This is a genomic window from Streptomyces sp. NBC_01298 (assembly GCF_035978755.1).
Classification (GTDB): domain Bacteria; phylum Actinomycetota; class Actinomycetes; order Streptomycetales; family Streptomycetaceae; genus Streptomyces.
The window spans coordinates 6907961-6930250 of record NZ_CP108414.1 but is presented as its reverse complement, the minus strand read 5'-3'; the positions used below and the strand labels follow the sequence as shown (position 1 = coordinate 6930250).

The following is a 22290-nucleotide window of genomic DNA, read 5'->3' as shown; positions in this document are numbered from 1 at the left end:
CGCGGCCCGATATCCTCTGTGACCATGCTCGCCGACCGTACGACCGCAGAGACGATGTGGCCGACCGCGTACCCACAGGGGTACGCGGTCGTCGACGTGGAGACCACCGGGCTCGCTCGCGACGACCGGATCATCTCCGCCGCCGTCTACCGGCTCGACGCTCAGGGCAACGTCGAGGACCACTGGTACACGCTGGTCAACCCGCTCCGGGACCCCGGCCCCGTGTGGATCCACGGTCTGACCAGTGACATGCTCCAGGACGCGCCGCTCTTCAAGGACATCGCCGAGGAGTTCGCGGGCCGGCTCGCCGACCGGGTGCTGGTCGCGCACAACGCGATCTTCGACTGGCAGATGATCGCCCGCGAGTACGCGCGGGCCGAGGCCACCGCTCCGGTGCGTCAGCGGCTGTGCACCATCGCCCTGTCGAAGGAACTGAACCTCCCGCTGCCCAACCACAAGCTGGAGTCGCTCGCCGCGCACTTCGGCGTGGTCCAGCAGCGCGCCCACCACGCGCTCGACGACGCCCGGGTCCTCGCGGAGGCGTTCCGTCCGTCCCTGCACGCGGCCGCGCGGGACAACGTACGGCTGCCCCTGCTGGAATGCCGGCCGCTGACGGAGTGGTCGGACACCCCCGCCGCCCCGCGCGTCGGGTACCAGGCCTCGTACGGAGCGAGCTCGAGCTGGCGGCCCTCGCGCAAGCGGCCGGCGTGCCCGTACCCGAACCCGGGGCGGTGGGCGGACGGCACCCCGCTCAAGCAGGGCATGCGGATCGCGTTCTCCGGCGACACCTCCGTGGACCGGGAGCTGCTGGAGGACCGCGCCGTCGAGGCCGGCCTGCACGTCGCGACGAGCCTGTCCCGGCTCACGAGCCTGCTCGTGACCAACGACCCGGACTCCTCGACCTCCAAGACGGTGAAGGCGAAGTCCTTCGGGACCCCCGTCGTCGACGAGGCGGCCTTCACCCAGCTGCTGCGGGACGTGGCTCCGGCGCAGGACTGAGCGCGGGGGGAGGTGCGGGGCCTCCCACCGCCCCGCTCGTTGGGCCGGCCGGGTGCACGCTCGGCGACTCACCCCGGTGGATCTTGTTCCGGCGGTCCGGCCTGCGCAGCATGCCGCGCATGGCACGTTGCGAAGTCTGCGGGAACGATTACGGCATGTCCTTCGAAGTCCACGCACAGGGTGCTGTGCACGTCTTCGACTGCTTCTCCTGCGCCATTCACCGCATGGCGCCCATCTGCGAGCACTGCCGGGTCCAGATCATCGGGCAGGGCGTCGAGGTCGAGGGACAGTGGTTCTGCGGAGGGCACTGCGCCCGCGCGGAGGGGAAGGTGGGCATCACCGACCGCGTCTGATCCCCGTACCGTCCCCCAACGCCTCGCCCTCCCCCTCCGCCACGACCCCGGACGGCCACCCGGCCGCCGGGGTCCTCGCCGCTGGGGGTACCGTCGTGGGCGTGTACCGCTTTGTGCTGACCCGGCAGTGGGTGTGCCTCACCCTCATCGGCCTCGCCCTGATCCCCGCGATGATCAAGCTGGGGTTCTGGCAGTTCCACCGTCATGAGCACCGGGTCGCGCAGAACCAGCTGATCGACGCGAACCTGCGGGCGAAGCCGGTCCCCATGACCGAGGTCACCTCCCCCGGCCACGTGGTCCCGCGCGCCGACTACTGGCGTGCCGTGACCGCCACCGGTACGTACGACTCCGCGCACGAGGTCGTCGTGCGCATGCGCACCGACAACGACGACAAGGTCGGCTTCCACGTCCTCACCCCGCTGGTCCTGGCCGACGGCCGGGTCGTGCTCGTCAACCGCGGCTGGGTCGCGGGCGGCGACGACCCGCGCGCCTACCCGCCGGTGCCGGCCGCACCCAAGGGCGAGGTCACGGTCACCGGCCGGCTGAAGGCCGACGAGACCAGCGGCGGCAGCGGCATCAAGGACCGCAAGGGCCTGCCGGACCGCCAGGTGATGCTGATCAACAGCGAGCGGCAGGCCGCGTACCTGGGCAAGCCCGTCCTCGGCGGCTACCTGGAACTCACCGCCCCGGTCCCGGCCGACGGCAAGCCCGAGGTGGTCGCCGAGCCCGACCACGACTCCATCGGGCCGCACATGGCCTACGCCATCCAGTGGTGGCTGTTCACCTTCGCGGTACCGGTGGGCTGGATCGTGCTCGTACGGCGGGAGAAGCGCGACCGCGAGGCGGCCGCCGCGGTGGGGACCGCGGCCGGGACCGCCGCTTCCGAGCGGGAGCCCGCGGCGACCGCGTAGCGTGTCGGCATGGATCTTGGACTGAAGGACCGTGTCTACGTCGTCACCGGCGCCACCAGGGGCCTCGGCTACGCGTCCGCCCGCGAACTGACCGCCGACGGCGCCAAGGTGGTGCTGACCGGCCGGGACGCGGGGCGCGCCGAGGCCGCGGCCAAGGCGCTGGGCCCGAACGCGGTCGGTGTGGCCGCCGACAACTCCGACCCCGAAGCCGCCTCCCGGCTCGTCGCCGCCGCCCGGGAACACTTCGGCCGCCTCGACGGCATCCTCATCAGCGTCGGCGGCCCGGCGCCCGGTTCGGCGGCCGACAACACCGACGCGCAGTGGGCGGCGGCCTTCGAGTCGGTCTTCCTCGGCGCGGTCCGCCTCGCGCGGGCGGCGGCCGCCGAGCTCTCCGACGGCGGGGTCATCGGCTTCGTCCTGTCGGGCTCCGTGCACGAACCGATCCCCGGCCTCACCATCTCCAACGGCCTGCGCCCCGGCCTGGCCGGCTTCGCGAAGTCCCTCTCCGTGGAGCTGGGCCCGCGCGGCATCCGGGTGGTCGGCCTGCTGCCCGCCCGCATCGACACCGACCGGGTCCGCGAGCTCGACTCCCTGTCCGGGGACGCGGACGCCGCCCGCGCCCGCAACGAGGCGGGCATCCCGCTGCGCCGGTACGGCACCCCGGAGGAGTTCGGCCGCTCGGCGGCGTTCCTGCTGTCCCCGGCGGCTTCCTACCTGACCGGCGTCATGCTCCCGGTGGACGGCGGCTCCCGGCACGGCTTCTGACGCGCCGCCCGCACCGGCTCCGCCTCACGTCACCCGCCGCGCCCGGCGGGGGGTGACGTGGAGGCGGGCCTCCGCCGGGAGGGCCGGGAGCGCCGCCGAGGCGCGGGCCCGGCCCAGCACCGGGCCGGCGAGGGCCGCCAGTACGTCGGCCGGCACCGCGTGCGGCTCCAGCTCCAGGGCCACCCGCAGGGCCGGGGCCCCGCGGCGCCCGCGCAGGGTGACCCGGCAGCGTGCCACGCCCTCCACGGCCTCCTGGACATCGGCCTCGACTGCCTCCTCCAGGGCCCGCCCGCGCAGTACGGCGAACGCCCCGTCCCCGGTGTCCACGAGCAGCGCCGCGAGCCGGGCCCGGCGCAGCTGGGACAGCAGCCACCACAGGGCGAGCACCACGCACACCCCGAGTGCGGCGAGCACCACCCACCAGGGCGCGGGCCAGCCAGGCCCGTGCGGCGCCAGCAGCGGTTCGTGGCGGCCCTCGAACGGCCCGGTCGCGGCCAGCACCGAGGTCCCCGCCGCCAGCAGGACCAGCCCCAGCAGCGCGAGCAGGACCCGGTTCACCGTCCCGAGGGTCACCGGCGGTTCACCCGTACCCTCGGCCGCGGCGCGTGGGCCAGCCCCAGCTCGTCGACGCCGACGGCCAGCACCGCGTCCAGATCGGCCCGTACGTCGTCCAGTTCGCGGAAGTGGGACACGGCCCGGACCCCGATGGCGGACCGGCCCACCCTGACCCGCGCCGACCGCACCCCGGACACCTCCATGACCCGGTCCCTCAGCACCTGCGCGGCGGCCTTGCGTTCCAGCCCGCCCCGTACCTCCGGGTGCCCGGAGGCCATCGGGAGGATCCCGCGCAGGCCCGGAGTCAGGGCGTACAGCAGCAGCGCGGCCCCGGCGACGGCCAGGACCGCGCCACCGATCAGCACGCCGGGGTCGGCCGGGGTGTGCCGTTCCAGGGCGCGGGAGAGCTCGTCGCGCCAGCGCATGCCCGGGCGGTGGGCCCGTACCGCCGCCAGGTCGTACAGGAACAGCCCCGCCACCCCGAGGACGGCGCACGCCCCCACGGCGGCCGGGAACCGCCGGGCCGACCGGAAGCGGGCGCTCACCGGACCCGCCGGTCCGGCCCGGCGACGGGCCTGCCGCGCGCGGGGCGCAGGTGCTCGATGTCCACGTCCACCTCGGGTACGGCCATCTGCGCGCACTCCTCGACGCGCAGGGCGACCTGGCGGCGCACGGCCGCGCACTGGGCGGCGAGGTCGGAGGGGTAGGCCAGCTCCAGGGCCACCCGTACGCGGGCGATGTCGTGGTGCACGGTGACGGTGGCGTGCGGCGGGGCGGCGTCCGGAGCGGGCCGGGTCAGCGCCTCCCGGGCGGCCCGGGCGGCGATCTTCGCGACGACGCGGTCGGCGATCCGGGTGGCTCCCCGCTCGGCGGCGGGCACCCGGGGCGGGGTGGGCCGGGGGGTGCTCACCGGTCGCGATCCCGGTCGCGGTCGCGGTCCCCGGGGCGGCCCCGGGGGCGGAAGAAGTCCCCGGGTTCCAGGTCGCCGTCGAGGAACCGGCCCACGACGAAGCCGATGGCGCCGAGCGCGGCCACCAGCAGGAAGGCCCCGAAGCCGCCGAAGTACCCGGCGAACCCCAGTGCCATGCCGGCCACGAGGCCGACGACCGACATGCTCATGCGGGCTCCTCTACTGCAGTCGGGACTCCGGCTCCTCGTCGTCCTCGTCCGGCAGTTTGACGTCGCTGACCGCGATGTTGACCTCGACGACCTCCAGGCCGGTCATCCGCTCCACCGCCGAGACGACGTTCGCACGGACGGCCCGGGCCACGTCCCGGATCGACACGCCGTAATCCACGACGATCTCCAGGTCGAGGGCGGTCTGCACCTCGCCGACCTCCGCCTTCACGCCCCGGCTGACGGTGGACTTGGCCCCGCCGGGGACGCGGTCGCGGACGGCGCCGAAGGTACGGGAGAGACCGCTGCCGCTGCCCATGGCGTGGACGCCGACCACCTCGCGGGCCGCCAGGCCGGCGATCTTCTCGACGACGCCGTCGGCGATGCTCGTCCTCCCACGGTCGGCAGGGGGCTTGGCGGTGCTGCCTGTGGCGGCGGATTCGGTCATGGCGGATCCCTTCGCACGGTGGGCTCCCGACCACGGTAAGTCGGGACCGGCCCGACCGCCCGTCCCGACGCGACTGCGGGTGTCGGCCCTGCGGGGCGAAGTCCCCGCAGCGTCCCTTGCCGCTGCGCGGGGCAAGGTCCCCTCCCCGCCCTTCGCCCGTTCCCCCTGGGGCTCCGCCCCAGACCCCGCTCCTCAAACGCCGGAGGGGCTGGAATTGCCGCCGCGCGGCAAACCAGCCCCTCCGGGGCACACGTGCAGGCCGACGGCGCCGCGGCTAGTCGGAGAGGCCGGCCAGGTCGCGGAGGCGGCGGGCCTGGGCGGCGCGCTCGGCCGCACGCTGGTCGTCGTAAGGGCGCGACACCGCACCGCGCAAGAGCGCCTTCGTCTCGGTCACCGCGTCCCGCGGCGGAGCCAGCAGCGCGGTGGCGAGGTCCTGGACCGCCGCGTCGAGCTCGCCCGCGGGGACGACCAGGTTCGCGAGGCCGATCCGTTCCGCCTCCTCGGCGTGGACGAAGCGGCCCGTCGCGCAGATTTCGAGCGCGCGGGCATAGCCGACGGCCGAGGTCAGCGGCTGGGTGCCGCCGAGGTCGGGCACCAGGCCCAGACCGGTCTCGCGCATGGCGAACTGCACGTCGTCCGCGACGACGCGCAGATCGCACGCGAGGGCAAGCTGGAAACCGGCACCGATCGCGTGCCCCTGAACGGCGGCCACGGAGATGATGTCGTTGCGCCGCCACCAGGTGAATGCCTCCTGGTACTCGGCGATGGTGGAGTCGAGCAGTTCCTCCGAACCGCGCGCCAGGTCAAGGAACGACGGCTCGCCCTCGAAGCCTTCGGGGGTGAATGCCTGCCGGTCGAGCCCTGCGGAGAAGGACTGCCCTTCGCCGCGCAGCACGACGACCCGGACGGTGCCCGGCAGTGACCTTCCAGCCTCCGTCAACGCCCGCCAGAGCGCGGGGGATTGAGCGTTTCGTTTGGCCGGATTGGTCAGTGTCACCGTGGCGACCGTGTCGTCGACGGTGAGCCGTACGCCGTCCTTGTCGAGCAGAGCCATCTGTGTGCCTCCGGTGGTCGTGCCGTCGCTGGGCCGCATTCTCGGCCTAAGTGACTGCACAGTAACCACCCGGCCGGCCATGGAACCGACCGGGGGGTCACCGAAGGACGGTGGAACTGGAACCGTGAAGCTGATTACGGAAAACCGTTGGAACCAAAGGGAACCAAATGGTCAGGCCGTAGCCGCCTTCTTGCCGCGCGTCGCGCCACCGCGACCACGCAGCGTGACTCCGGACTCGCTGAGCATCCGATGGACGAATCCGTAGGACCGGCCGGTCGATTCGGCCAGCGCCCGGATACTCGCACCGGAGTCGTACTGCTTCTTCAGGTCTGCCGCGAGCTTGTCGCGCGCGACGCCGGTTACCCGGCTGCCCTTCTTCAGAGTTTCGGCCACCCGTGCCTCCTCATGGGAAGTGCGCTCTGACTTCTCATGATCACCCCTCCCCGGCTTCCTGGCCACCCATTCAGCAAGGTGGTAGGGCGACATTTCTTCAACCGTGGACACACGAGCAGAACGGAATCTTCTCTTCCGCTGCATGACCTCCGTCACATTTCCGCTCGGCCGGTATGAATCGCCAGGTCAGGGGCCGGAGCGCGCAAACGGAAGGCCCCGGCCGCGCATCCTGGAAGATGCGGCCGGGGCCTTCGTCGCGCACGGATCGGTATGAGACCGTCTCACTCAGATGATGGATCACGTCTGAGCCGAATGATCCATAAGCAAAGGATCACGGAAGCGGAAGGGCGTCAGGCGAGCGCGACGAGGTCCCGGTAGTCCGGACCCCACAGGTCCTCGACGCCGTCCGGGAGCAGAATGATCCGCTCCGGCTCCAGCGCCTCGACCGCGCCCTCGTCGTGGGTGACGAGGATGACGGCGCCCTTGTAGGTGCGCAGGGCGCCCAGGATCTCCTCGCGGCTGGCCGGGTCGAGGTTGTTCGTGGGCTCGTCGAGCAGCAGCACGTTGGCCGAGGAGACGACCAGCGTCGCCAGGGCGAGGCGGGTCTTCTCTCCACCGGACAGGACGCCCGCGGGCTTGTCCACGTCGTCGCCGGAGAAGAGGAACGAGCCCAGCGTCTTGCGTACGGAGACCAGGTCCAGGTCCGGCGCCGAGGAGCGCATGTTCTCCAGGACCGAGCGCTCCGGGTCCAGGGTCTCGTGCTCCTGGGCGTAGTACCCGAGCTTGAGCCCGTGGCCGGGGACGACCGAGCCGGTGTCGGGCTTCTCGGTGCCCGACAGCAGGCGCAGCAGCGTGGTCTTGCCGGCGCCGTTGAGGCCGAGGATGACCACGCGGGAGCCCTTGTCGATGGCCAGGTCGACGTCGGTGAAGATCTCCAGCGAGCCGTAGGACTTCGACAGGCCCTCGGCGGTCAGCGGGGTCTTGCCGCAGGGCGCCGGGTCCGGGAAGCGCAGCTTGGCGACCTTGTCGGAGACGCGGACGGCGTCCAGGCCCGCCAGCAGCCGGTCGGCGCGCTTGGCCATGTTCTGGGCGGCCACGGTCTTGGTGGCCTTCGCGCGCATCTTGTCGGCCTGCGAGTTCAGCGCCGCGGCCTTCTTCTCGGCGTTCTGGCGCTCGCGCTTGCGGCGCTTCTCGTCGGCCTCGCGCTGCTGCTGGTAGAGCTTCCAGCCCATGTTGTAGACGTCGATCTGGGCGCGGTTGGCGTCCAGGTAGAACACCTTGTTGACGACCGTCTCGACCAGGTCCACGTCGTGGGAGATCACGATGAAGCCGCCGCGGTAGGTCTTCAGGTAGTCGCGCAGCCACACGATCGAGTCGGCGTCGAGGTGGTTGGTCGGCTCGTCGAGGAGCAGGGTGTCGGCATCCGAGAAGAGGATCCGGGCGAGCTCGACGCGGCGGCGCTGACCACCGGAGAGGGTGTGCAGCGGCTGGCCGAGCACCCGGTCGGGCAGGCCGAGGGCGGCGGAGATGGTCGCGGCCTCGGACTCGGCGGCGTACCCGCCCTTGGTGAGGAACTCGGTCTCCTGGCGCTCGTACTGGCGCATCGCCTTCTCGCGGGTGGCGCCGGAGCCCGACGAGATCCGCTCCTCGTTCATCCGCATCTTCTTGAGCAGCACGTCCAAGCCGCGCGCGGACAGGATCCGGTCGCTGGCCAGCACGTCGAGGTCGCCGGTGCGCGGGTCCTGCGGGAGGTAGCCGACCTCGCCCGAGCGGGCGATGGAGCCGCCGGCCGGGGTTCCCTCGCCCGCGAGGCACTTGGTGAGGGTGGTCTTGCCTGCTCCGTTGCGGCCGACGAGGCCGATGCGGTCGCCCTTGGCGACGCGGAAGGAGGCGTTCTCGATGAGGATGCGGGCGCCGGCGCGCAGCTCGATGCCGGTGGCGGTGATCACGGAAATACTCCAGGGCGGGTCGGGACGGCGGAAGGGGGGCAGGACGCGATGCTTCTACGCCGCTAATCCGCGAGGAGATTTGCCATGGAAGTCATTCTACCGGTGGCCCGCAACTACTTTCGGGCCCGGCCGCCCCGCGCGGGACCGGCCCCGGCCCGTGCCCCGCGTCCCCCGTTCGGCCCAGGGAACACGCCTGTGGGCCGAGGGGCGTATGAGGATGAACGGGTTGATACTCGCCGCAGGGGCTGACACGTACCCCCGGTCAGGAATGGAGGGCGGTGCGGGATGCAGTTCGACGACAACGCCAATCTGGACACTTCCGAGGTCAAGGACGTACGCGGCAGCCGCATCCCGGGCGGGAAGGCCACGATCGGCGGCGGCATCATCGGTTTCATCGCGCTGATCATGGGGCTGCTCTTCGGGGTGGGCCCGGAGCAGCTGGGCCTGTCCGACGGAAGTCCGGAGCCCGCGTCGACCTCCTCCTCCGCCGCCCAGGTGCAGCAGAGCTGCAAGACCGGCGCGGACGCGAACGCCAAGGAGGACTGCCGGCTGGTGGCGGTGATCAACAGCACCCAGGACTTCTGGAAGCAGGAGTTCGCCAGGCGCGGCGCCAAGTACACCCCGGCCCAGACCGTGTTCTTCACCGGCAAGGTGGGCACCGCCTGCGGGGCGGCCACCTCGGCCGTCGGCCCGTTCTACTGCCCCGGCGACCGGCAGGTCTATCTGGACCTGGGCTTCTTCAACGAGCTCCGCACCAAGTTCGGCGCGAGCGGCGGCCCCTTCGCCCAGGCGTACGTGGTGGCCCACGAGTACGGCCACCACATCCAGAACCTGACCGGCACCCTGCAGAAGGCCCAGGACGGCCGGCAGGGCGCGAACAGCAACGCGGTACGGGTCGAGCTGCAGGCCGACTGCTACGCCGGGGTCTGGGCCCACAACGCGACGAAGACCCCGGACGAGTCCACGGGCAAGCCGCTGATCACGAGCCTCACCGACCAGGACATCAAGGACGGCCTGGACGCGGCGGCCGCGGTCGGCGACGACCGGATCCAGGAGAAGTTCCAGGGCCGGGTCACCCCCGAGTCCTGGACGCACGGCTCGGCCGAACAGCGCCAGCAGTGGTTCTACCAGGGCTACCGCACGGGCGACATGGCCCAGTGCAACACCTTCCGCTGACTTCCCGCGGCGCCTGCCATGCTGTGACCCGGCTCACCGTCCACCCGAGGACCGGCCACCCGCGGCACGAGAGGGAGTGATCGTCATGGCAGGCGTTCCGTCCATCTGTCCGACCTTGCTGTACACCGACGCCAAGGCCGCCATCCAGCTGCTCACCGAGGCCTTCGGCTTCACCCAGGTCGCGGCGTACGAGGGTGAGGACGGCACGGTGGCGCACGCCGAGCTGTCCTACGGGAACGGCATGGTGATGCTCGGCAGCAAGGGCACCGGCGGCCTCTTCGACAAGGCGATGGAGAAGGCCGGCCCGGCCGGGGTCTACGTGCTCGTCGACGACGTGGACGCCCACCACCGCCGGGCCGTGGAGCACGGCGTGGAGATCGTGATGGAGCCGACCGACCAGGACTACGGCTCGCGGGACTACATGGCCCGCGACGCCGAGGGCAACGTCTGGAGCTTCGGGACGTACGCGCCGCAGGTCTGAGGGACCGGCGGCGCGTACACGGTTCCCGTACGGGGCTACGCGCCGCCGGTGTGCACCTGGAAGGCGGCCCGGCGCACCGCCTTGGCCAGGGCGGGATCGGGATGGGCGGCGGCCAGGGCAACCAGCACCTGCACGGTGCGGGGGTGCCCGACCGCGCGGACCTCGTCCAGCAGCCTCGGAACGGTGGTCCGCACCGCCGAGTCGAGGTGGCGGGCGAGCAGCTCGGCCTCGCCGTGGTCGGCGATGGCGGCCGCGGTGTCCACCCAGAGCCAGGTCTGCTCCTCGGCGGTGAGCACGTCCTGCGCCTCGTCGGGGTCTACCCCGTCGTGCTCGGCCAGCCAGAGCAGGGCGTACGGGCGCAGCGCGGCCTCGCGGGACGCCTTGCGCACCTCGGGCTCGGCGGGGGCTCCGACGACGCGCAGGGCTTCGAAGGCGAGCCCGCGCAGCAGGGCGTCCTCGCCGCGGGCCGCGTGGAGCAGCTCGGAGACCGCGTGGCCGACGGGCCGGGCGGCCAGCCAGGCCAGGTATTCGGCGCGGGCCGGACCGGGGGTGAGCCGCGCGCAGCCGTGGAGCATGGCGGCGGCGGACTGCTCGATGTTCCCCGCCGGGCTCTGCGCCGCGACGCAGATCTGTTCGAGCTTGACCCAGACGGCCCAGCTGCCGAGCGGGGTGAGGGCGGCCCGGGCGGGGCCGAGGGTGACGGCGTCCACGGCGGCGAGCCCGCCGAGCGCCCAGCGCAGCAGCCGGGCGAGCGGGACGGGGGGCGCGGCCGCCTCGGCACCGGACGGCGCCGGACCGTAGGGCACGGCGCCGGAGGGCTCCGCACCGGACGGCACGGAGGCCGCGGACGGGATCCCGGGCTGCGCCGTGGACTCGTAGGGGACCTCGCACCGCTCGTCGCGCAGTTCCTCGACGCGCTGCCGGAGCAGGTCCAGCAGATCGGGGACGGTCACGGGGCCGGCGGAGAGCTGGAGCAGGGAGAGCAGCTGGGGCATGGCCTCGACCACCTCGGCGACGGCCGCGGGGGCGATGTCGGCGGGGGCCGGGTGGACCAGCGACCAGGCGTCGAAGAGGGCGACCCAGCCGCGCAGGACGGCGGTGTCGTCCCGGTCCCAGGCGCGCAGGCGCCAGCCCGGCCGGGCGTGCCCCCCGTGCATCTCGATCAGTCCGGCGAGCCGGGCGCGGTCCCAGCCGACCCGGATCTGGCCCGGCGTCAGGCTCAGCCGGTCGGCGGCGCGTTCGGCCTCGGCGACGGGCAGCGCGCCCGCCGGGGCGGGCCCGGAGCCGTCGGCCGTGCCGAGGTGGAGCTCGGCCCAGCGGGCGAGCCGCACCGCGTCGGCGAGGGAGGCGCGTGCCCTGTTCGCGAGGTCGGCCGTGGCGGGCGTGCCCGCCGGAGGCCGCTGGGCGGTCCGGGTGCGCCGGTCGGTCACCGCCTTGCGTGCCGTGGCCACGGACCGCGGGGCGACGAGTCGGAGTCTGGAGTCGCGAGCCAACTGCTCATCAGGCTTTCGGGACGTCACGTGAGCAGTCTCGCCCGTCACTGGCCGAAAGCCCAAACGGAACCAGCCATTGCCACAAGAGCCCGAGGGGACAGAAAGGGACAACTCGCCCTCCTCGTCCCGCCCGCCCCACGGTCTTCGGACAACTCGTCCGACGGTCCGTCACCCGGTCCGCCACCCGGCCGTCACCCGGTCCGTCACCCTGCCGTCACCCGGCCGCCGCCCGGCCCCTCACATAAGAGGGGTCAGGAAGCGGCGCAGCGCCTCTTCGTAGGCGGCCGGATCGGCGTTCCACATCGCCCCGTGGGTGGCTCCGGAAACGGAGTGCAGGGTGGCGAGGTCGGGGCGGGCCGCCGCCAGCCGCCGCGAGGGCTCCCAGGAGGCGAGGGTGTCGTCGGGGCCGTGGAAGATCAGTGCGGGAACCTTCAGCGCGGCCGGATCCGACCCCGGAGCCCGCCGGTCGGCGCGCAGGCCCGCACGGCCTTCGGCGGCCCTGACGGCGAACGGGAGCAGGGGGGCCGGGGTGCGGCGCGCGGCGGCGAGGGCGCGCAGGGTGGCGTGCCAGTCCAGGACGGGCGAGTCGAGGACGAGCCCGGAGATCCGGTCGGCCAGCGCCGAGCGCTCGGCGGCGTGCAGGGCCATGGTGGCGCCGGTCGACCAGCCGTGCAGGACCACGCGGCGGGCGCCGTAGCGCAGGGCGTAGCGGATGGCGGCGTCGAGATCGCGCCATTCGGACTCGCCGAGGTGGCCGAGGCCGTCCGGCGACTCGGGGGCGCCGAGGTCGCCCCGGTACCCGAGGTCCAGGACGGGGAACTTGTTGCGGTGGAGGAAGGGCATGACCACCATCGGGTGCTCGCGGGTGGCCCCGAGCCCGTGGACGGTGATCACCCAGGTGTCGCGGGCGCCGGGCACGAACCAGGCGGGCAGCGCGCCGAGCTCGCCGGGGACGTCCACGTCGGCGTGGTCCAGCCCGAGGGCGGTGCCCGGGTTCCCCAGGTGGACCTGGGGGGTGAGGGTGACGCGGGTTCCGGGGTCGAGGCTGCCGTGGGTGACGGCGAGGAGCCGGCGCACGACGGTGTCGGGGCCGTGCGGGGCGTCGGGGAGGACGGGCCCGACCACGGCGTGCACCCCGGGGGCGGTGAGCCCGTAGGTGCCGGGCCTCAGGGAGGCGATCGAGCGCGTCAGCTCGACCCGGCCGGCCGCGATGGCGTGGACGGTGAGCCGTGGGCTGCCGGGCAGCGGGCGGCCGGGCTCGGTCCGCAGGGCCGCGTCGGCGGCGTACCGGCCGGCGAGCGCGGCGGCGGTGACGGCGGTGACGGCGGCCGCGCCGGCGCCGAGCAGGGTCGTGGTGACGGCCGCTGCCGTCGCTGTAGCGGTACGCACCGCTCCAGTGTCGAGGCGGACCGGTCGGCGGGCCACCGGAGGACTTCACTCCGGCCGGCACCGCGAAGGGGGGCGCGGGGGGTGATCTAGCTCTCTTCGGGGTCCCGGGCGGACCGGAGCACCTACCGGAAGTCCCGCCTCCGAAACATCCGGACACCCTGCCGTGACATGCGTTAATCGACATATCAACGCGCTTCCCGGGACGAAGGTCCCGATCGGGTGCCGTATCGATACACCGCATGACCCCTGGTAGTTCACCTTCCGTTCATCCAGGTTGCCTACGGTCCACGAACCACTGACGTCAAACAGAAGCCTGGGTAAATGGAGCACATAACGCTTCTCCTCGGGATCGTGATCATCACCGCTCTCGTGTTCGATTTCACGAACGGTTTTCACGACACGGCCAACGCGATGGCCACCACCATCTCGACCGGCGCCCTCAAGCCCAAGACCGCGGTGGCCATGTCCGCCGTGCTCAACCTCGTCGGCGCCTTCATGTCCGTGGAGGTCGCCAAGACGATCTCCAAGGGACTGGTCAACGAGGAAGGCATCCAGCCGGAGGTCATCTTCGCCGCCTTGGTCGGCGCGATCCTCTGGAACCTCGTCACCTGGCTGGTCGGCCTGCCCTCGAGCTCCTCGCACGCCCTGATGGGCGGCCTGATCGGTGCGGCCGTGGCCTCCGCCGGCATGGGCGCCGTCAACGGCAGCGTGGTCGTCACCAAGGTCCTGATCCCCGCGATCGCGGCGCCGCTGGTCGCCGGTTTCGCCGCGTACCTGGCCACGAAGGTCACGTACAAGGTCGGGAACGGCATGGGCAAGAAGACCTCGGCCAAGGGCTACCGCGCGGGCCAGATCGCTTCCGCGAGCCTCGTCTCGCTGGCGCACGGCACCAACGACGCGCAGAAGACGATGGGCATCATCACCCTGGCGCTCGTCGCCGGCGGCGCCATCGCTCCCGGCTCCAACCCGCCGGTCTGGGTCATCGTCTCCGCCGGCCTGGCCATCGCGATGGGCACCTACCTGGGCGGCTGGCGCATCATCCGCACCATGGGCAGTGGCCTGACCGACCTGCAGCCGCAGCAGGGCTTCGCCGCCCAGACCTCGGCCGCCAGCGTCATCCTGGCCTCCTCCTCCCTCGGCTTCTCCCTCTCCACCACCCACGCGTGCTCCGGCGCCGTCATGGGTTCGGGTCTGGGACGCAAGGGCGGCGTGGTCCGCTGGTCCACCGCCTCCCGCATGTTCATCGCCTGGGGCCTGACCCTCCCGGCCGCGGCCCTGGTCGCCGCCGGCGCCGAGCTGGTCATGCGCGTCGGGGACGTCGGCGTCGCCGCCGTCACGGTCTTCCTGGTCGGCTCCTGCGTCGCCATCTGGGTGATCTCCCGCCGTCAGGTCGTCGACCACACCAACGTCAACGAGGTCGCCGCGGCCGACGCCGAGGAGCCGGCCGGTGCCGTCACCACGGCCATGGCGGCCGTCGCCGTTCCGCCGACCGCCGCCGCGGGCAGCACCGCCGCGGTGACGGACGACGAGCTCAGGGCCACCATCCCGGCCTCCGCGACGACGACCCCCGCGGCCCCGGCCGCGGCGGTTTGACCGGCCCGACCCCGAGAACGACAGAGGATTCAGCGGTATGAAGATCGACTGGGAAGCACTCGGCTCCGTCTTCGGGGTCAGCCTCTCCGCCACCGTCGTCCTGGTGACCCTGTTCACCCTGGGGCTGATGGGGCTCTCCAAGCACGAGGCCGCCACCGAACAGGGCGGCGCCGCCACCCTGGCCCGCAGCGGTGCGTACGCCTGCTTCGCGCTCTGCGCGGCGGCCGTGGCCTACGGGATCTACCTGATCGTCGCCTGAGGCGCGGGACGGCACGTACGAAGGCTCCCTCCGGGTTCGTCCCGGAGGGAGCTTTCGCGTGCCCGGGGGCGCATTCACCGCCACCCCACCGCAGGTCAACCGCGAGTTGACGGGCCTTCGCGCTGCGTGGTGGACTGCCCGAGCCATTACGGCGGCATGGAGAGGAAGTCCGGTGCGAATCCGGCGCGGTCCCGCCACTGTCACCGGCGCACGCGGACCCCGCGTGCGGCCGGGAGCCAGGAACTCTCGCCGCCGGACACGTCGAACCAGGGCGCGGACCCTGAGTGAGGACATACCTGCCACCATGCGTGCCGATCGCGTCTTCGCGTACGGCGTCACGGCGGGCCTGATCGGCGACCGGATCCTCGGGGATCCGCGCCGAGGGCACCCCGTGGCCGCCTTCGGACGAGCCGCCGCCGCCGTCGAACGTGCCCTGTGGCGCGACGACCGCGCGCGGGGCGTCCTGCACACCCTGCTGTGCGCCGGAGGCGCCGCCGCCGTCGGCGCGCTGGGCGCCCGCGCCGTGCGCTCCCGGCCCGCGGCCGCCCGCATCGCCCTCACCGCCGCCGCCACCTGGGCCGTCGTGGGCGGCACCTCGCTGGGCCGGGAGGCCCGCGCCATCGGCGGCGCCCTCGCCGCCGGGGACGCCGAGGTGGCCCGCGAACGGCTGCCCCACCTGTGCGGGCGCGACCCGCAGGCGCTGGACGAGCAGCAGATGGCCCGCGCGGTCGTCGAATCGGTCGCCGAGAACACCTCCGACGCCGTGGTCGGCGCCCTCGTGTGGGGCGCCGTCGCGGGCGTCCCCGGGCTGCTGGCCTTCCGCGCCGTGAACACCCTGGACGCGATGGTCGGCCACAAGTCCCCCCGCCACCTGCGCTACGGCTGGGCCTCGGCCCGGCTCGACGACGTCGCCGGCTGGCCGGGCGCCCGGCTGACGGCCCTGGCAGCCGTACTGGCCGGCCCCGACCGGCGGGGGGCCGTACGGGCCTGGCGCGCGGACGCCGCCAAGCATCCGAGCCCCAACGCGGGGCCCGTGGAGTCCTCCTTCGCCGGGGCGCTCGGCGTACGGCTGGGCGGGACCCTGGCGTACGCGGGCCGGGTCGAACACCGGGCCGTGCTCAACGGAGCGGCCGGACGGCCCGTGGAGGTCCCCGACATCGAACGGGCGGTGCGGCTGTCGCGCCAGGTGACCTGGGTGGCGCTGGGGGCCTGTGTGGCCGCCCGGACGCTGGTCTCCCGGACGCTGGTCTCCCGGGCTCTGGTCTCCCGTACTACGAAGAAGGGGCGGCGCGCATGAGCGGCGGCGCGAAGCGCGGCGGGGGGCTCCTCGTCGCCGGTACGACCTCGGACGCGGGCAAGAGCGTGGTCACGGCGGGCATCTGCCGCTGGCTCGCCCGGCAGGGCGTGAAGGTGGCCCCGTTCAAGGCGCAGAACATGTCGCTGAACTCCTTCGTGACGCGGGAGGGCGCCGAGATCGGCCGCGCCCAGGCCATGCAGGCCCAGGCGGCCCGCGTGGAGCCCACCGCGCTGATGAACCCGGTGCTGCTCAAGCCCGGCAGCGACCGGAGCAGCCAGGTGGTGCTGCTGGGCAAGCCGGTGGGCGAGATGAGCGCACGGGGCTACCACGGCGGGCGGCAGGAGCAGTTGCTCGGCATCGTCACGGACTGCCTGGAGCAGTTGCGGGGCACGTATGACGCCGTGATCTGCGAGGGGGCGGGCAGCCCGGCCGAGATCAACCTGCGCCGGACCGACATCGTGAACATGGGCATCGCGCGGGCCGCGCGCTTCCCGGTGGTCGTCGTCGGCGACATCGACCGGGGCGGGGTCTTCGCGTCCTTCTTCGGTACGACGGCGCTGCTCTCCCCCGAGGACCAGTCGCTGATCGCGGGCTACCTGGTGAACAAGTTCCGCGGCGACGTCACCCTGCTGGAGCCAGGCATGGAGATGCTGCGCGGCCTGACCGGGCGGGCGACGTACGGGGTGCTCCCCTTCCAGCACGGGCTGGGCATCGACGAGGAGGACGGCCTGCGGGTCTCCCTGCGGGGCGCGGTACGCGAATCCGTGGTCGCTCCGCCCGTCGGCGAGGACGTGCTGCGGGTCGCGGTCTGCGCGGTGCCGCTGATGTCCAACTTCACGGACGTGGACGCGCTGGCGGCGGAGCCGGGCGTGGTCGTGCGGTTCGTGGACCGGGCCGAGGAACTGGCCGACGCGGACCTGGTCGTGGTCCCCGGCACCCGCGGCACGGTCAAGGCCCTGGCCTGGCTGCGCGAGCGGGGTCTGGCGGACGCGCTGGCCCGGCGGGCCGCCGAGGGCCGGCCGGTCCTGGGCATCTGCGGCGGGTTCCAGCTCCTGGGCGAACACATCGAGGACGAGGTCGAGTCGAAGGCCGGCTCCGTGCCGGGGCTCGGGCTGCTTCCCGTACGGGTCCGCTTCGAGCGGGAGAAGACCCTGGCGCGGCCCGTGGGTTCGGCGCTGGGCGAGCCGGTGGAGGGGTACGAGATCCACCACGGCGTGGCCGAAGTCCTGGGCGGGACCTCCTTCCTGGACGGATGCCGGGTCGGGGCGGTGTGGGGCACGCACTGGCACGGCTCGCTGGAGTCGGACGGCTTCCGCCGGGCCTTCCTCCGCGAGGTCGCCTCGGCGGCGGGCCGCCGCTTCGTCCCGGCCCCGGACACCTCGTTCGCCTCCCTGCGGGAGGAGCAGCTCGATCTGCTCGGGGACCTGATCGAGGAGCACGCGGACACGGACGCCCTGCTCCGCCTGATCGAGACCGGAGCCCCTGCGGGCCTCCCCTTCCTCCCCCCGGGCGCGCCATGACCGGCGCAGCCCTGCGGGGGCCGTCCCCTACCCGCCCTTCCACCGTTCCCCGGACTCTGCCCGGACCAGGTCCTCAAGCGCCGGACGGGCTGGATGTGCCCCTGCGCGGCACACATCAGCCCCGCCGGCGTTTGAGGCGCGGGGTCTGGGGCGGAGCCCCAGGGAACGGGCGAAGGCCGGGTAGGGGAGCTCCGCCCCGCGCAGCGGCTCACCCGCAGCCCGGCCCCGCCGTCCACACGCGCACACGCACACGCACCCACATACAAGAAGGGGCCACCGCATGAGCACGCCCTACCCGTTCACCGCACTGGTCGGCCAGAGCGACCTGCGCCTCGCGCTGCTGCTCAACGCCGTGAGCCCCGCGGTCGGCGGTGTTCTCGTGCGCGGTGAGAAGGGGACCGCCAAGTCCACGGCCGTCCGCGCGCTGTCCACCCTGCTGCCGCAGGTGGACGTGGTGCCCGGCTGCCGGTTCAGCTGCGCGCCCACCGCCCCGGACCCCGCCTGCCCCGACGGCCCCCACGAGGCGGGACCGGCCGCCGCGCGGCCCGCCCGCATGGTGGAGCTGCCCGTCGGGGCCTCCGAGGACCGGCTCGTCGGCGCCCTCGACATCGAACGCGCCCTCTCCGAGGGCGTGAAGGCCTTCGAGCCCGGCCTGCTGGCCGACGCGCACCGCGGGATCCTGTACGTCGACGAGGTCAACCTGCTCCACGACCACCTCATCGACCTGCTCCTCGACGCCGCCGCGATGGGCGCCTCCTACGTGGAGCGCGAGGGCGTCTCCGTACGGCACGCCGCCCGCTTCCTCCTCGTCGGCACGATGAACCCCGAGGAGGGCGAGCTCCGCCCGCAGCTGCTCGACCGGTTCGGGCTGACCGTCGAGGTCGCCGCTTCCCGGGAGCCCCTCCAGCGGGTGGAGGTGGTCCGCCGCAGGCTCGCCTACGAGGACGACCCCGCGGGGTTCGCGGGCCGCTGGTCCGGGGACGAGGCGGAGGTCCGCGCCCGGGTGGTGGCCGCGCGGGCACTGCTCCCGCAGGTGCGCCTCGGTGACACCTCGCTGCTTCAGATCGCCGCCACCTGCGCCGGTTTCGAGGTCGACGGCATGCGCGCCGACATCGTGATGGCCCGCACCGCGACCGCGCTCGCCGCCTGGGCCGGGCGGACCGAGGTGCGCAAGGAGGACGTGCGCCAGGCCGCCCTGCTGGCGCTCCCCCACCGCCGCCGCCGCAACCCCTTCGACGCGCCGGGTCTCGACGAGGAGAAGCTGGACCGGATCCTCGACGGATTCCCGGACGACGAGCCGGAGCCCGAGCCGGAGCCGGAGCCGGAGCCGGAGGGGCCTGGCGAGGGTCCGCAGGACGGCGGCCCGGACGGCGGCGGCTCCGACGGCCCCGACGGCGGGGGCGGCGTACCCCCGCAGGGCTCCGGACCGGACGACGCGCCCGCGGCGGAGCCGGAGGCGCAGGCCCCGGCCGAGCCCGAGACGCAGCCCTCCGCCCCCGAGAACGAGCCGGCTTCCGGACCCGCCGAGCAGGCGGCCGTACGGGCCGCCGAGCCCTTCCGCACCAAGATGCTCAGCGTGCCGGGCCTCGGCGAGGGTGCGTCGGGCCGCCGTTCGCGCGCCCGCACCGCGCACGGCCGCACCACCGGCGCCCAGCGTCCCCGGGGCCAGCTGACCAAACTGCACCTGGCCGCGACCGTCCACGCCGCCGCCCCGCACCAGAAGGCGCGCGGGCGCACCGGGCGCGGCCTGATCGTCCGCAAGGACGACCTCCGGCAGGCGACGAGGGAGGGCCGCGAGGGCAACCTCGTGCTGTTCCTCGTCGACGCCTCCGGCTCCATGGCGGCCCGGCAGCGCATGAGCGCCGTCAAGGGAGCGGTGCTGTCCCTGCTGCTCGACGCCTACCAGCGCCGGGACAAGGTCGGCCTGATCACCTTCCGGGGCTCCTCGGCCGAGCTCGCCCTGCCTCCCACCTCCTCCGTCGACGCCGCCGCGGCCCGGCTGGAGAAGCTGCCGACCGGCGGGCGCACCCCGCTCGGCGCCGGGCTGCTCAAGGCCCACGAGGTGCTGCGGATCGAACGGCTGCGGGACCCGAGCCGGCGCCCGCTGCTCGTCGTCGTCACCGACGGGCGGGCCACCTCGGCCGGCGCCGTGGGCGGCGACCCCCGCGAACTCTCGGCGCGCAGCGCCCGGCTGCTGGCGGCCGGCGGGGTCGCCTCCGTGGTCGTGGACTGCGAGTCGGGTCCGGTCCGGCTGGGGCTGGCCGGCGTACTGGCCGCCGATCTGGGCGGCCCGGCCGTCACCCTCGACGGGCTGCGGGCCGATTCCCTGGCCGGGCTCGTGAAGGCCGGCCTCAGCAAAAGCGTCCGTACCCCATCCCCGACCCTCAGGAGGGCCGCGTAATGCCGCAGGGACAGCCGTCCGTCGTTCCGGACGACGGACTCACGACGCGTCAGCGCCGCAACCGCCCGCTCGTCTTCGTCCACACCGGGCCGGGCAAGGGCAAGTCGACGGCGGCCTTCGGTCTGGCGCTGCGCGCCTGGAACCAGGGCTGGCCGATCGGGGTGTTCCAGTTCGTCAAGTCGGCGAAGTGGAAGGTCGGCGAGGAGAACGCGCTGAAGGTCCTCGGCGCCTCCGGCGAGGGCGGCTCCGTCGTCTGGCACAAGATGGGCGAGGGCTGGTCCTGGGTCCAGCGCGACGCGCAGCTCGACAACGAGCAGGCGGCCAAGGAGGGCTGGGAGCAGGTCAAGCGCGACCTGGCCGCCGAGACGCACAAGCTGTACGTGCTGGACGAGTTCGCGTACCCGATGCACTGGGGCTGGATCGACGTCGACGAGGTCATCGAGGTGCTGCGGACCCGTCCCGGCACCCAGCACGTGGTGATCACCGGGCGCAACGCGCCGGAGAAGCTGGTGGAGTACGCGGACCTCGTCACCGAGATGACCAAGGTCAAGCACCCGATGGACGCCGGCCAGAAGGGCCAGAAGGGCATCGAGTGGTGACCTCGCTCAACATACCGAGACTGGTCATCGCCGCGCCCTCCTCAGGCAGCGGCAAGACCACCGTCGCGACGGGCCTGATGGCGGCCTTCTCGGAGCGCGGCCTCGCCGTGTCCCCGCACAAGGCCGGTCCCGACTACATCGACCCGGGCTACCACGCGCTGGCCACGGGCCGTCCGGGACGGAACCTCGACGCCTTCATGTGCGGGCCGGAACTGGTGGCCCCGCTGTTCGCGCACGGGGCGGCCGGATGCGATCTGGCCGTCATCGAGGGCGTGATGGGGCTCTACGACGGGGCCGCGGGGCGGGGCGAACTGGCGTCGACGGCGCAGGTCGCGAAGCTGCTCCGGGCGCCGGTGGTGCTGGTCGTCGACGCGTCCTCGCAGTCGCGGTCGGTGGCGGCCCTGGTGCACGGTTTCGCCTCCTTCGACCCGCAGGTGCGGCTCGGCGGCGTGATCCTGAACAAGGTCGGCTCCGACCGGCACGAGGTGATGCTGCGGGAGGCGCTGGAGGAGACGGGGATGCCCGTGCTCGGCGTCCTGCGGCGGGCTCCGCAGGTCGCCGCGCCCTCGCGGCACCTGGGGCTGGTACCGGTCGCCGAGCGGCGCGCTGACGCGGTCTCGTCGGTGGCCGCGCTGGCGGAGCAGGTCCGCCAGGGCTGCGACCTGGAGGCCCTGATGGCCTTGGCCCGCACGGCCCCGCCGCTGGCCTGCGAAGCCTGGGCTCCGGACGAAGCTCTTCTCCCCCACCCCGCCCCTTCCCGAAACTGGGGCTCCGCCCCAGACCCCGCGCCTCAAACGCCGGCGAGGCTGGACCTTTCAGCCCGTCCGGCGTTTGAGGACCGGGTCCGGGCAGAGCCCGCCCGCGGCGAAGCCGCGATTCGGCACAGCGGGAAGGGGCGGGGTGGGGGACCTGTCATCGCCGTCGCCGGAGGGGCCGCCTTCACGTTCTCGTACGCCGAGCACTCGGAGCTGCTGCGCGCAGCGGGCGCGGAAGTCGTCACCTTCGACCCGCTGCGGGACGAAGCGCTCCCGCCCCGCACCACCGGCCTGGTGATCGGCGGCGGGTTCCCCGAGGTGTACGCCCCGGAGCTGTCCGCCAACGAGCCGCTCCGCGAGGCCGTCGCCGCGTTCGCCGCCGCCGGGGGCCCGGTGGCCGCGGAGTGCGCCGGGCTGCTGTACCTGGCCCGCTCGCTGGACGGCAAGCCCATGTGCGGGGTGCTCGACGCCGACGCGCGGATGTCGGAGCGGCTCACGCTCGGCTACCGCGAGGCGGTGGCCGTCTCCGACAGCGTCCTCGCACCGGCCGGGACCCGGCTGCGCGGGCACGAGTTCCACCGGACGGTGATCGAGCCGGGCGCCGGCAGCGCACCGGCGTGGGGGTTCACGCATCCGGAACGCCGGGTCGAGGGCTTCGTGGCCGACGGGGTGCACGCCAGCTACCTGCACACGCACTGGGCGGCGGAGCCTTCCGTGGCCCTGCGGTTCGCCGAGGCCGCGGCAGCGCATCGGTGAACCCGGGACGCCCGGGGCCGGCCGCCGC

22 protein-coding genes, 1 pseudogene and 1 riboswitch are annotated in these 22290 nt (G+C 73.6%); of the genes and pseudogenes, 13 read left to right on the top strand and 10 right to left on the bottom strand.

All coding sequences use genetic code 11. From position 1 onward, the window contains the following. Positions 1-24 precede the first annotated feature (24 nt). From OG730_RS31515 to OG730_RS31500, 4 genes are all read left to right on the top strand, one after another. Positions 25-999 (top strand): DEDDh family exonuclease, encoded by a 975-nt coding sequence (locus OG730_RS31515; protein ID WP_327307407.1) that lies wholly within the window; start codon positions 25-27, stop codon positions 997-999. A 119-nt stretch (positions 1000-1118) separates the two neighbouring features. Further along, positions 1119-1352, top strand: a complete 234-nt coding sequence (locus OG730_RS31510) for a metallothionein (RefSeq protein ID WP_112453882.1) — start codon at positions 1119-1121, stop codon at positions 1350-1352. A gap of 101 nt (positions 1353-1453) precedes the next feature. Beyond that, complete coding sequence (locus OG730_RS31505; RefSeq protein ID WP_327307406.1) at positions 1454-2263, top strand: SURF1 family cytochrome oxidase biogenesis protein; 810 nt, start codon at positions 1454-1456, stop codon at positions 2261-2263. Between the two features lie 9 nt (positions 2264-2272). Continuing rightward, positions 2273-3028 carry an SDR family oxidoreductase gene (locus OG730_RS31500; protein WP_327307405.1) on the top strand — a complete coding sequence of 252 codons (756 nt, stop codon included), beginning with the start codon at positions 2273-2275 and terminating at the stop codon, positions 3026-3028. Positions 3029-3052: 24 nt separating this feature from the next. Here OG730_RS31500 and OG730_RS31495 read toward each other — a convergent pair whose 3' ends face one another. The 8 genes from OG730_RS31495 to OG730_RS31460 form a co-directional block, all read right to left on the bottom strand. Further along, the gene (locus tag OG730_RS31495; RefSeq protein ID WP_327307404.1) at positions 3053-3601 is read right to left on the bottom strand and encodes an alkaline shock response membrane anchor protein AmaP; all 549 of its coding nucleotides are present in this window, start codon (positions 3599-3601) and stop codon (positions 3053-3055) included. Next, positions 3598-4128: a DUF6286 domain-containing protein gene (locus OG730_RS31490; RefSeq protein ID WP_327307403.1), complete on the bottom strand. Its 531-nt coding sequence runs from the start codon at positions 4126-4128 to the stop codon at positions 3598-3600. Before OG730_RS31490 ends, OG730_RS31495 begins: the two co-directional genes overlap by 4 nt. After that, positions 4125-4493 (bottom strand): Asp23/Gls24 family envelope stress response protein, encoded by a 369-nt coding sequence (locus OG730_RS31485; protein ID WP_327307402.1) that lies wholly within the window; start codon positions 4491-4493, stop codon positions 4125-4127. The genes OG730_RS31490 and OG730_RS31485 overlap by 4 nt, the downstream gene beginning before the upstream one ends. Next, a complete protein-coding gene (locus OG730_RS31480; RefSeq protein ID WP_327307401.1) occupies positions 4490-4702 on the bottom strand; it encodes a hypothetical protein in 213 nt (70 codons plus the stop codon). Before OG730_RS31480 ends, OG730_RS31485 begins: the two co-directional genes overlap by 4 nt. Positions 4703-4712: 10 nt before the next feature. Beyond that, positions 4713-5147 (bottom strand): Asp23/Gls24 family envelope stress response protein, encoded by a 435-nt coding sequence (locus OG730_RS31475; protein ID WP_327307400.1) that lies wholly within the window; start codon positions 5145-5147, stop codon positions 4713-4715. Between the two features lie 274 nt (positions 5148-5421). After that, on the bottom strand, positions 5422-6201 hold the full coding sequence (locus OG730_RS31470; protein WP_327307399.1) for an enoyl-CoA hydratase/isomerase family protein: 780 nt from the start codon (positions 6199-6201) through the stop codon (positions 5422-5424). A gap of 171 nt (positions 6202-6372) precedes the next feature. Beyond that, positions 6373-6594, bottom strand: a complete 222-nt coding sequence (locus tag OG730_RS31465; RefSeq protein ID WP_327307398.1) for a helix-turn-helix domain-containing protein — start codon at positions 6592-6594, stop codon at positions 6373-6375. A gap of 350 nt (positions 6595-6944) precedes the next feature. Continuing rightward, positions 6945-8543, bottom strand: coding sequence for an ABC-F family ATP-binding cassette domain-containing protein (locus tag OG730_RS31460; protein ID WP_327307397.1), 1599 nt, complete (start codon positions 8541-8543; stop codon positions 6945-6947). Between the two features lie 285 nt (positions 8544-8828). Between OG730_RS31460 and ypfJ the strand changes: the two genes are divergently transcribed. Together ypfJ and OG730_RS31450 are read left to right on the top strand one after the other, a co-directional pair. Then, positions 8829-9719, top strand: a complete 891-nt coding sequence (gene ypfJ / locus OG730_RS31455) for a KPN_02809 family neutral zinc metallopeptidase (protein WP_327307396.1) — start codon at positions 8829-8831, stop codon at positions 9717-9719. Positions 9720-9804: 85 nt separating this feature from the next. After that, entirely contained in the window at positions 9805-10200 is a 396-nt protein-coding gene (locus OG730_RS31450; protein ID WP_327307395.1) for a VOC family protein, read from the top strand. Between the two features lie 35 nt (positions 10201-10235). Here the strand turns inward: OG730_RS31450 and OG730_RS31445 are convergent, their stop codons facing one another. Next, positions 10236-11720, bottom strand: a complete 1485-nt coding sequence (locus OG730_RS31445; RefSeq protein ID WP_442815063.1) for a hypothetical protein — start codon at positions 11718-11720, stop codon at positions 10236-10238. Positions 11721-11930: 210 nt separating this feature from the next. Further along, the gene (locus tag OG730_RS31440; protein WP_327307394.1) at positions 11931-13082 is read right to left on the bottom strand and encodes an alpha/beta hydrolase family protein; all 1152 of its coding nucleotides are present in this window, start codon (positions 13080-13082) and stop codon (positions 11931-11933) included. A gap of 321 nt (positions 13083-13403) precedes the next feature. Here OG730_RS31440 and OG730_RS31435 point away from each other — a divergent pair, with 321 nt between their 5' ends. The 7 genes and pseudogenes from OG730_RS31435 to OG730_RS31405 all read left to right on the top strand — a co-directional run bounded on the left by OG730_RS31435 (position 13404) and on the right by OG730_RS31405 (position 22262). Next, on the top strand, positions 13404-14675 hold the full coding sequence (locus tag OG730_RS31435) for an inorganic phosphate transporter (RefSeq protein WP_327307393.1): 1272 nt from the start codon (positions 13404-13406) through the stop codon (positions 14673-14675). 37 nt (positions 14676-14712) lie between these two features. Beyond that, a complete protein-coding gene (locus OG730_RS31430) occupies positions 14713-14934 on the top strand; it encodes a hypothetical protein (protein WP_243338472.1) in 222 nt (73 codons plus the stop codon). A 161-nt stretch (positions 14935-15095) separates the two neighbouring features. Then, positions 15096-15180, top strand: a riboswitch (cobalamin riboswitch). 58 nt (positions 15181-15238) lie between these two features. Further along, positions 15239-16231: a cobalamin biosynthesis protein gene (locus tag OG730_RS31425; protein WP_327307392.1), complete on the top strand. Its 993-nt coding sequence runs from the start codon at positions 15239-15241 to the stop codon at positions 16229-16231. Continuing rightward, a pseudogene (locus tag OG730_RS31420) lies at positions 16228-17846 on the top strand (cobyric acid synthase); the annotation flags it as partial. The gene OG730_RS31425 and the pseudogene OG730_RS31420, both read left to right, overlap by 4 nt. A gap of 185 nt (positions 17847-18031) precedes the next feature. Next, positions 18032-20152 (top strand): putative cobaltochelatase, encoded by a 2121-nt coding sequence (locus OG730_RS31415; protein ID WP_327307390.1) that lies wholly within the window; start codon positions 18032-18034, stop codon positions 20150-20152. Then, entirely contained in the window at positions 20152-20751 is a 600-nt protein-coding gene (gene cobO, locus OG730_RS31410) for a cob(I)yrinic acid a,c-diamide adenosyltransferase (RefSeq protein ID WP_327307389.1), read from the top strand. Before OG730_RS31415 ends, cobO begins: the two co-directional genes overlap by 1 nt. Then, positions 20745-22262 carry a cobyrinic acid a,c-diamide synthase CobB gene (locus OG730_RS31405; protein WP_327307388.1) on the top strand — a complete coding sequence of 506 codons (1518 nt, stop codon included), beginning with the start codon at positions 20745-20747 and terminating at the stop codon, positions 22260-22262. The genes cobO and OG730_RS31405 overlap by 7 nt, the downstream gene beginning before the upstream one ends. Positions 22263-22290: the final 28 nt, after the last annotated feature.

Excerpts from the sequence above, each read along its gene's own strand:
- OG730_RS31470 (WP_327307399.1), bottom strand. The coding sequence starts at position 6,201 with ATGGCTCTGCTCGACAAGGACGGCGTACGGCTCACCGTCGACGACACG.
- OG730_RS31500 (WP_327307405.1), top strand. The coding sequence starts at position 2,273 with ATGGATCTTGGACTGAAGGACCGTGTCTACGTCGTCACCGGCGCCACC.
- OG730_RS31430 (WP_243338472.1), top strand. The coding sequence starts at position 14,713 with ATGAAGATCGACTGGGAAGCACTCGGCTCCGTCTTCGGGGTCAGCCTC.
- cobO (WP_327307389.1), top strand. The coding sequence starts at position 20,152 with ATGCCGCAGGGACAGCCGTCCGTCGTTCCGGACGACGGACTCACGACG.
- OG730_RS31510 (WP_112453882.1), top strand. The coding sequence starts at position 1,119 with ATGGCACGTTGCGAAGTCTGCGGGAACGATTACGGCATGTCCTTCGAA.
- OG730_RS31515 (WP_327307407.1), top strand. The coding sequence starts at position 25 with ATGCTCGCCGACCGTACGACCGCAGAGACGATGTGGCCGACCGCGTAC.
- OG730_RS31480 (WP_327307401.1), bottom strand. The coding sequence starts at position 4,702 with ATGAGCATGTCGGTCGTCGGCCTCGTGGCCGGCATGGCACTGGGGTTC.
- OG730_RS31450 (WP_327307395.1), top strand. The coding sequence starts at position 9,805 with ATGGCAGGCGTTCCGTCCATCTGTCCGACCTTGCTGTACACCGACGCC.
- OG730_RS31435 (WP_327307393.1), top strand. The coding sequence starts at position 13,404 with ATGGAGCACATAACGCTTCTCCTCGGGATCGTGATCATCACCGCTCTC.
- OG730_RS31425 (WP_327307392.1), top strand. The coding sequence starts at position 15,239 with ATGCGTGCCGATCGCGTCTTCGCGTACGGCGTCACGGCGGGCCTGATC.
- ypfJ (WP_327307396.1), top strand. The coding sequence starts at position 8,829 with ATGCAGTTCGACGACAACGCCAATCTGGACACTTCCGAGGTCAAGGAC.
- OG730_RS31475 (WP_327307400.1), bottom strand. The coding sequence starts at position 5,147 with ATGACCGAATCCGCCGCCACAGGCAGCACCGCCAAGCCCCCTGCCGAC.
- OG730_RS31415 (WP_327307390.1), top strand. The coding sequence starts at position 18,032 with ATGAGCACGCCCTACCCGTTCACCGCACTGGTCGGCCAGAGCGACCTG.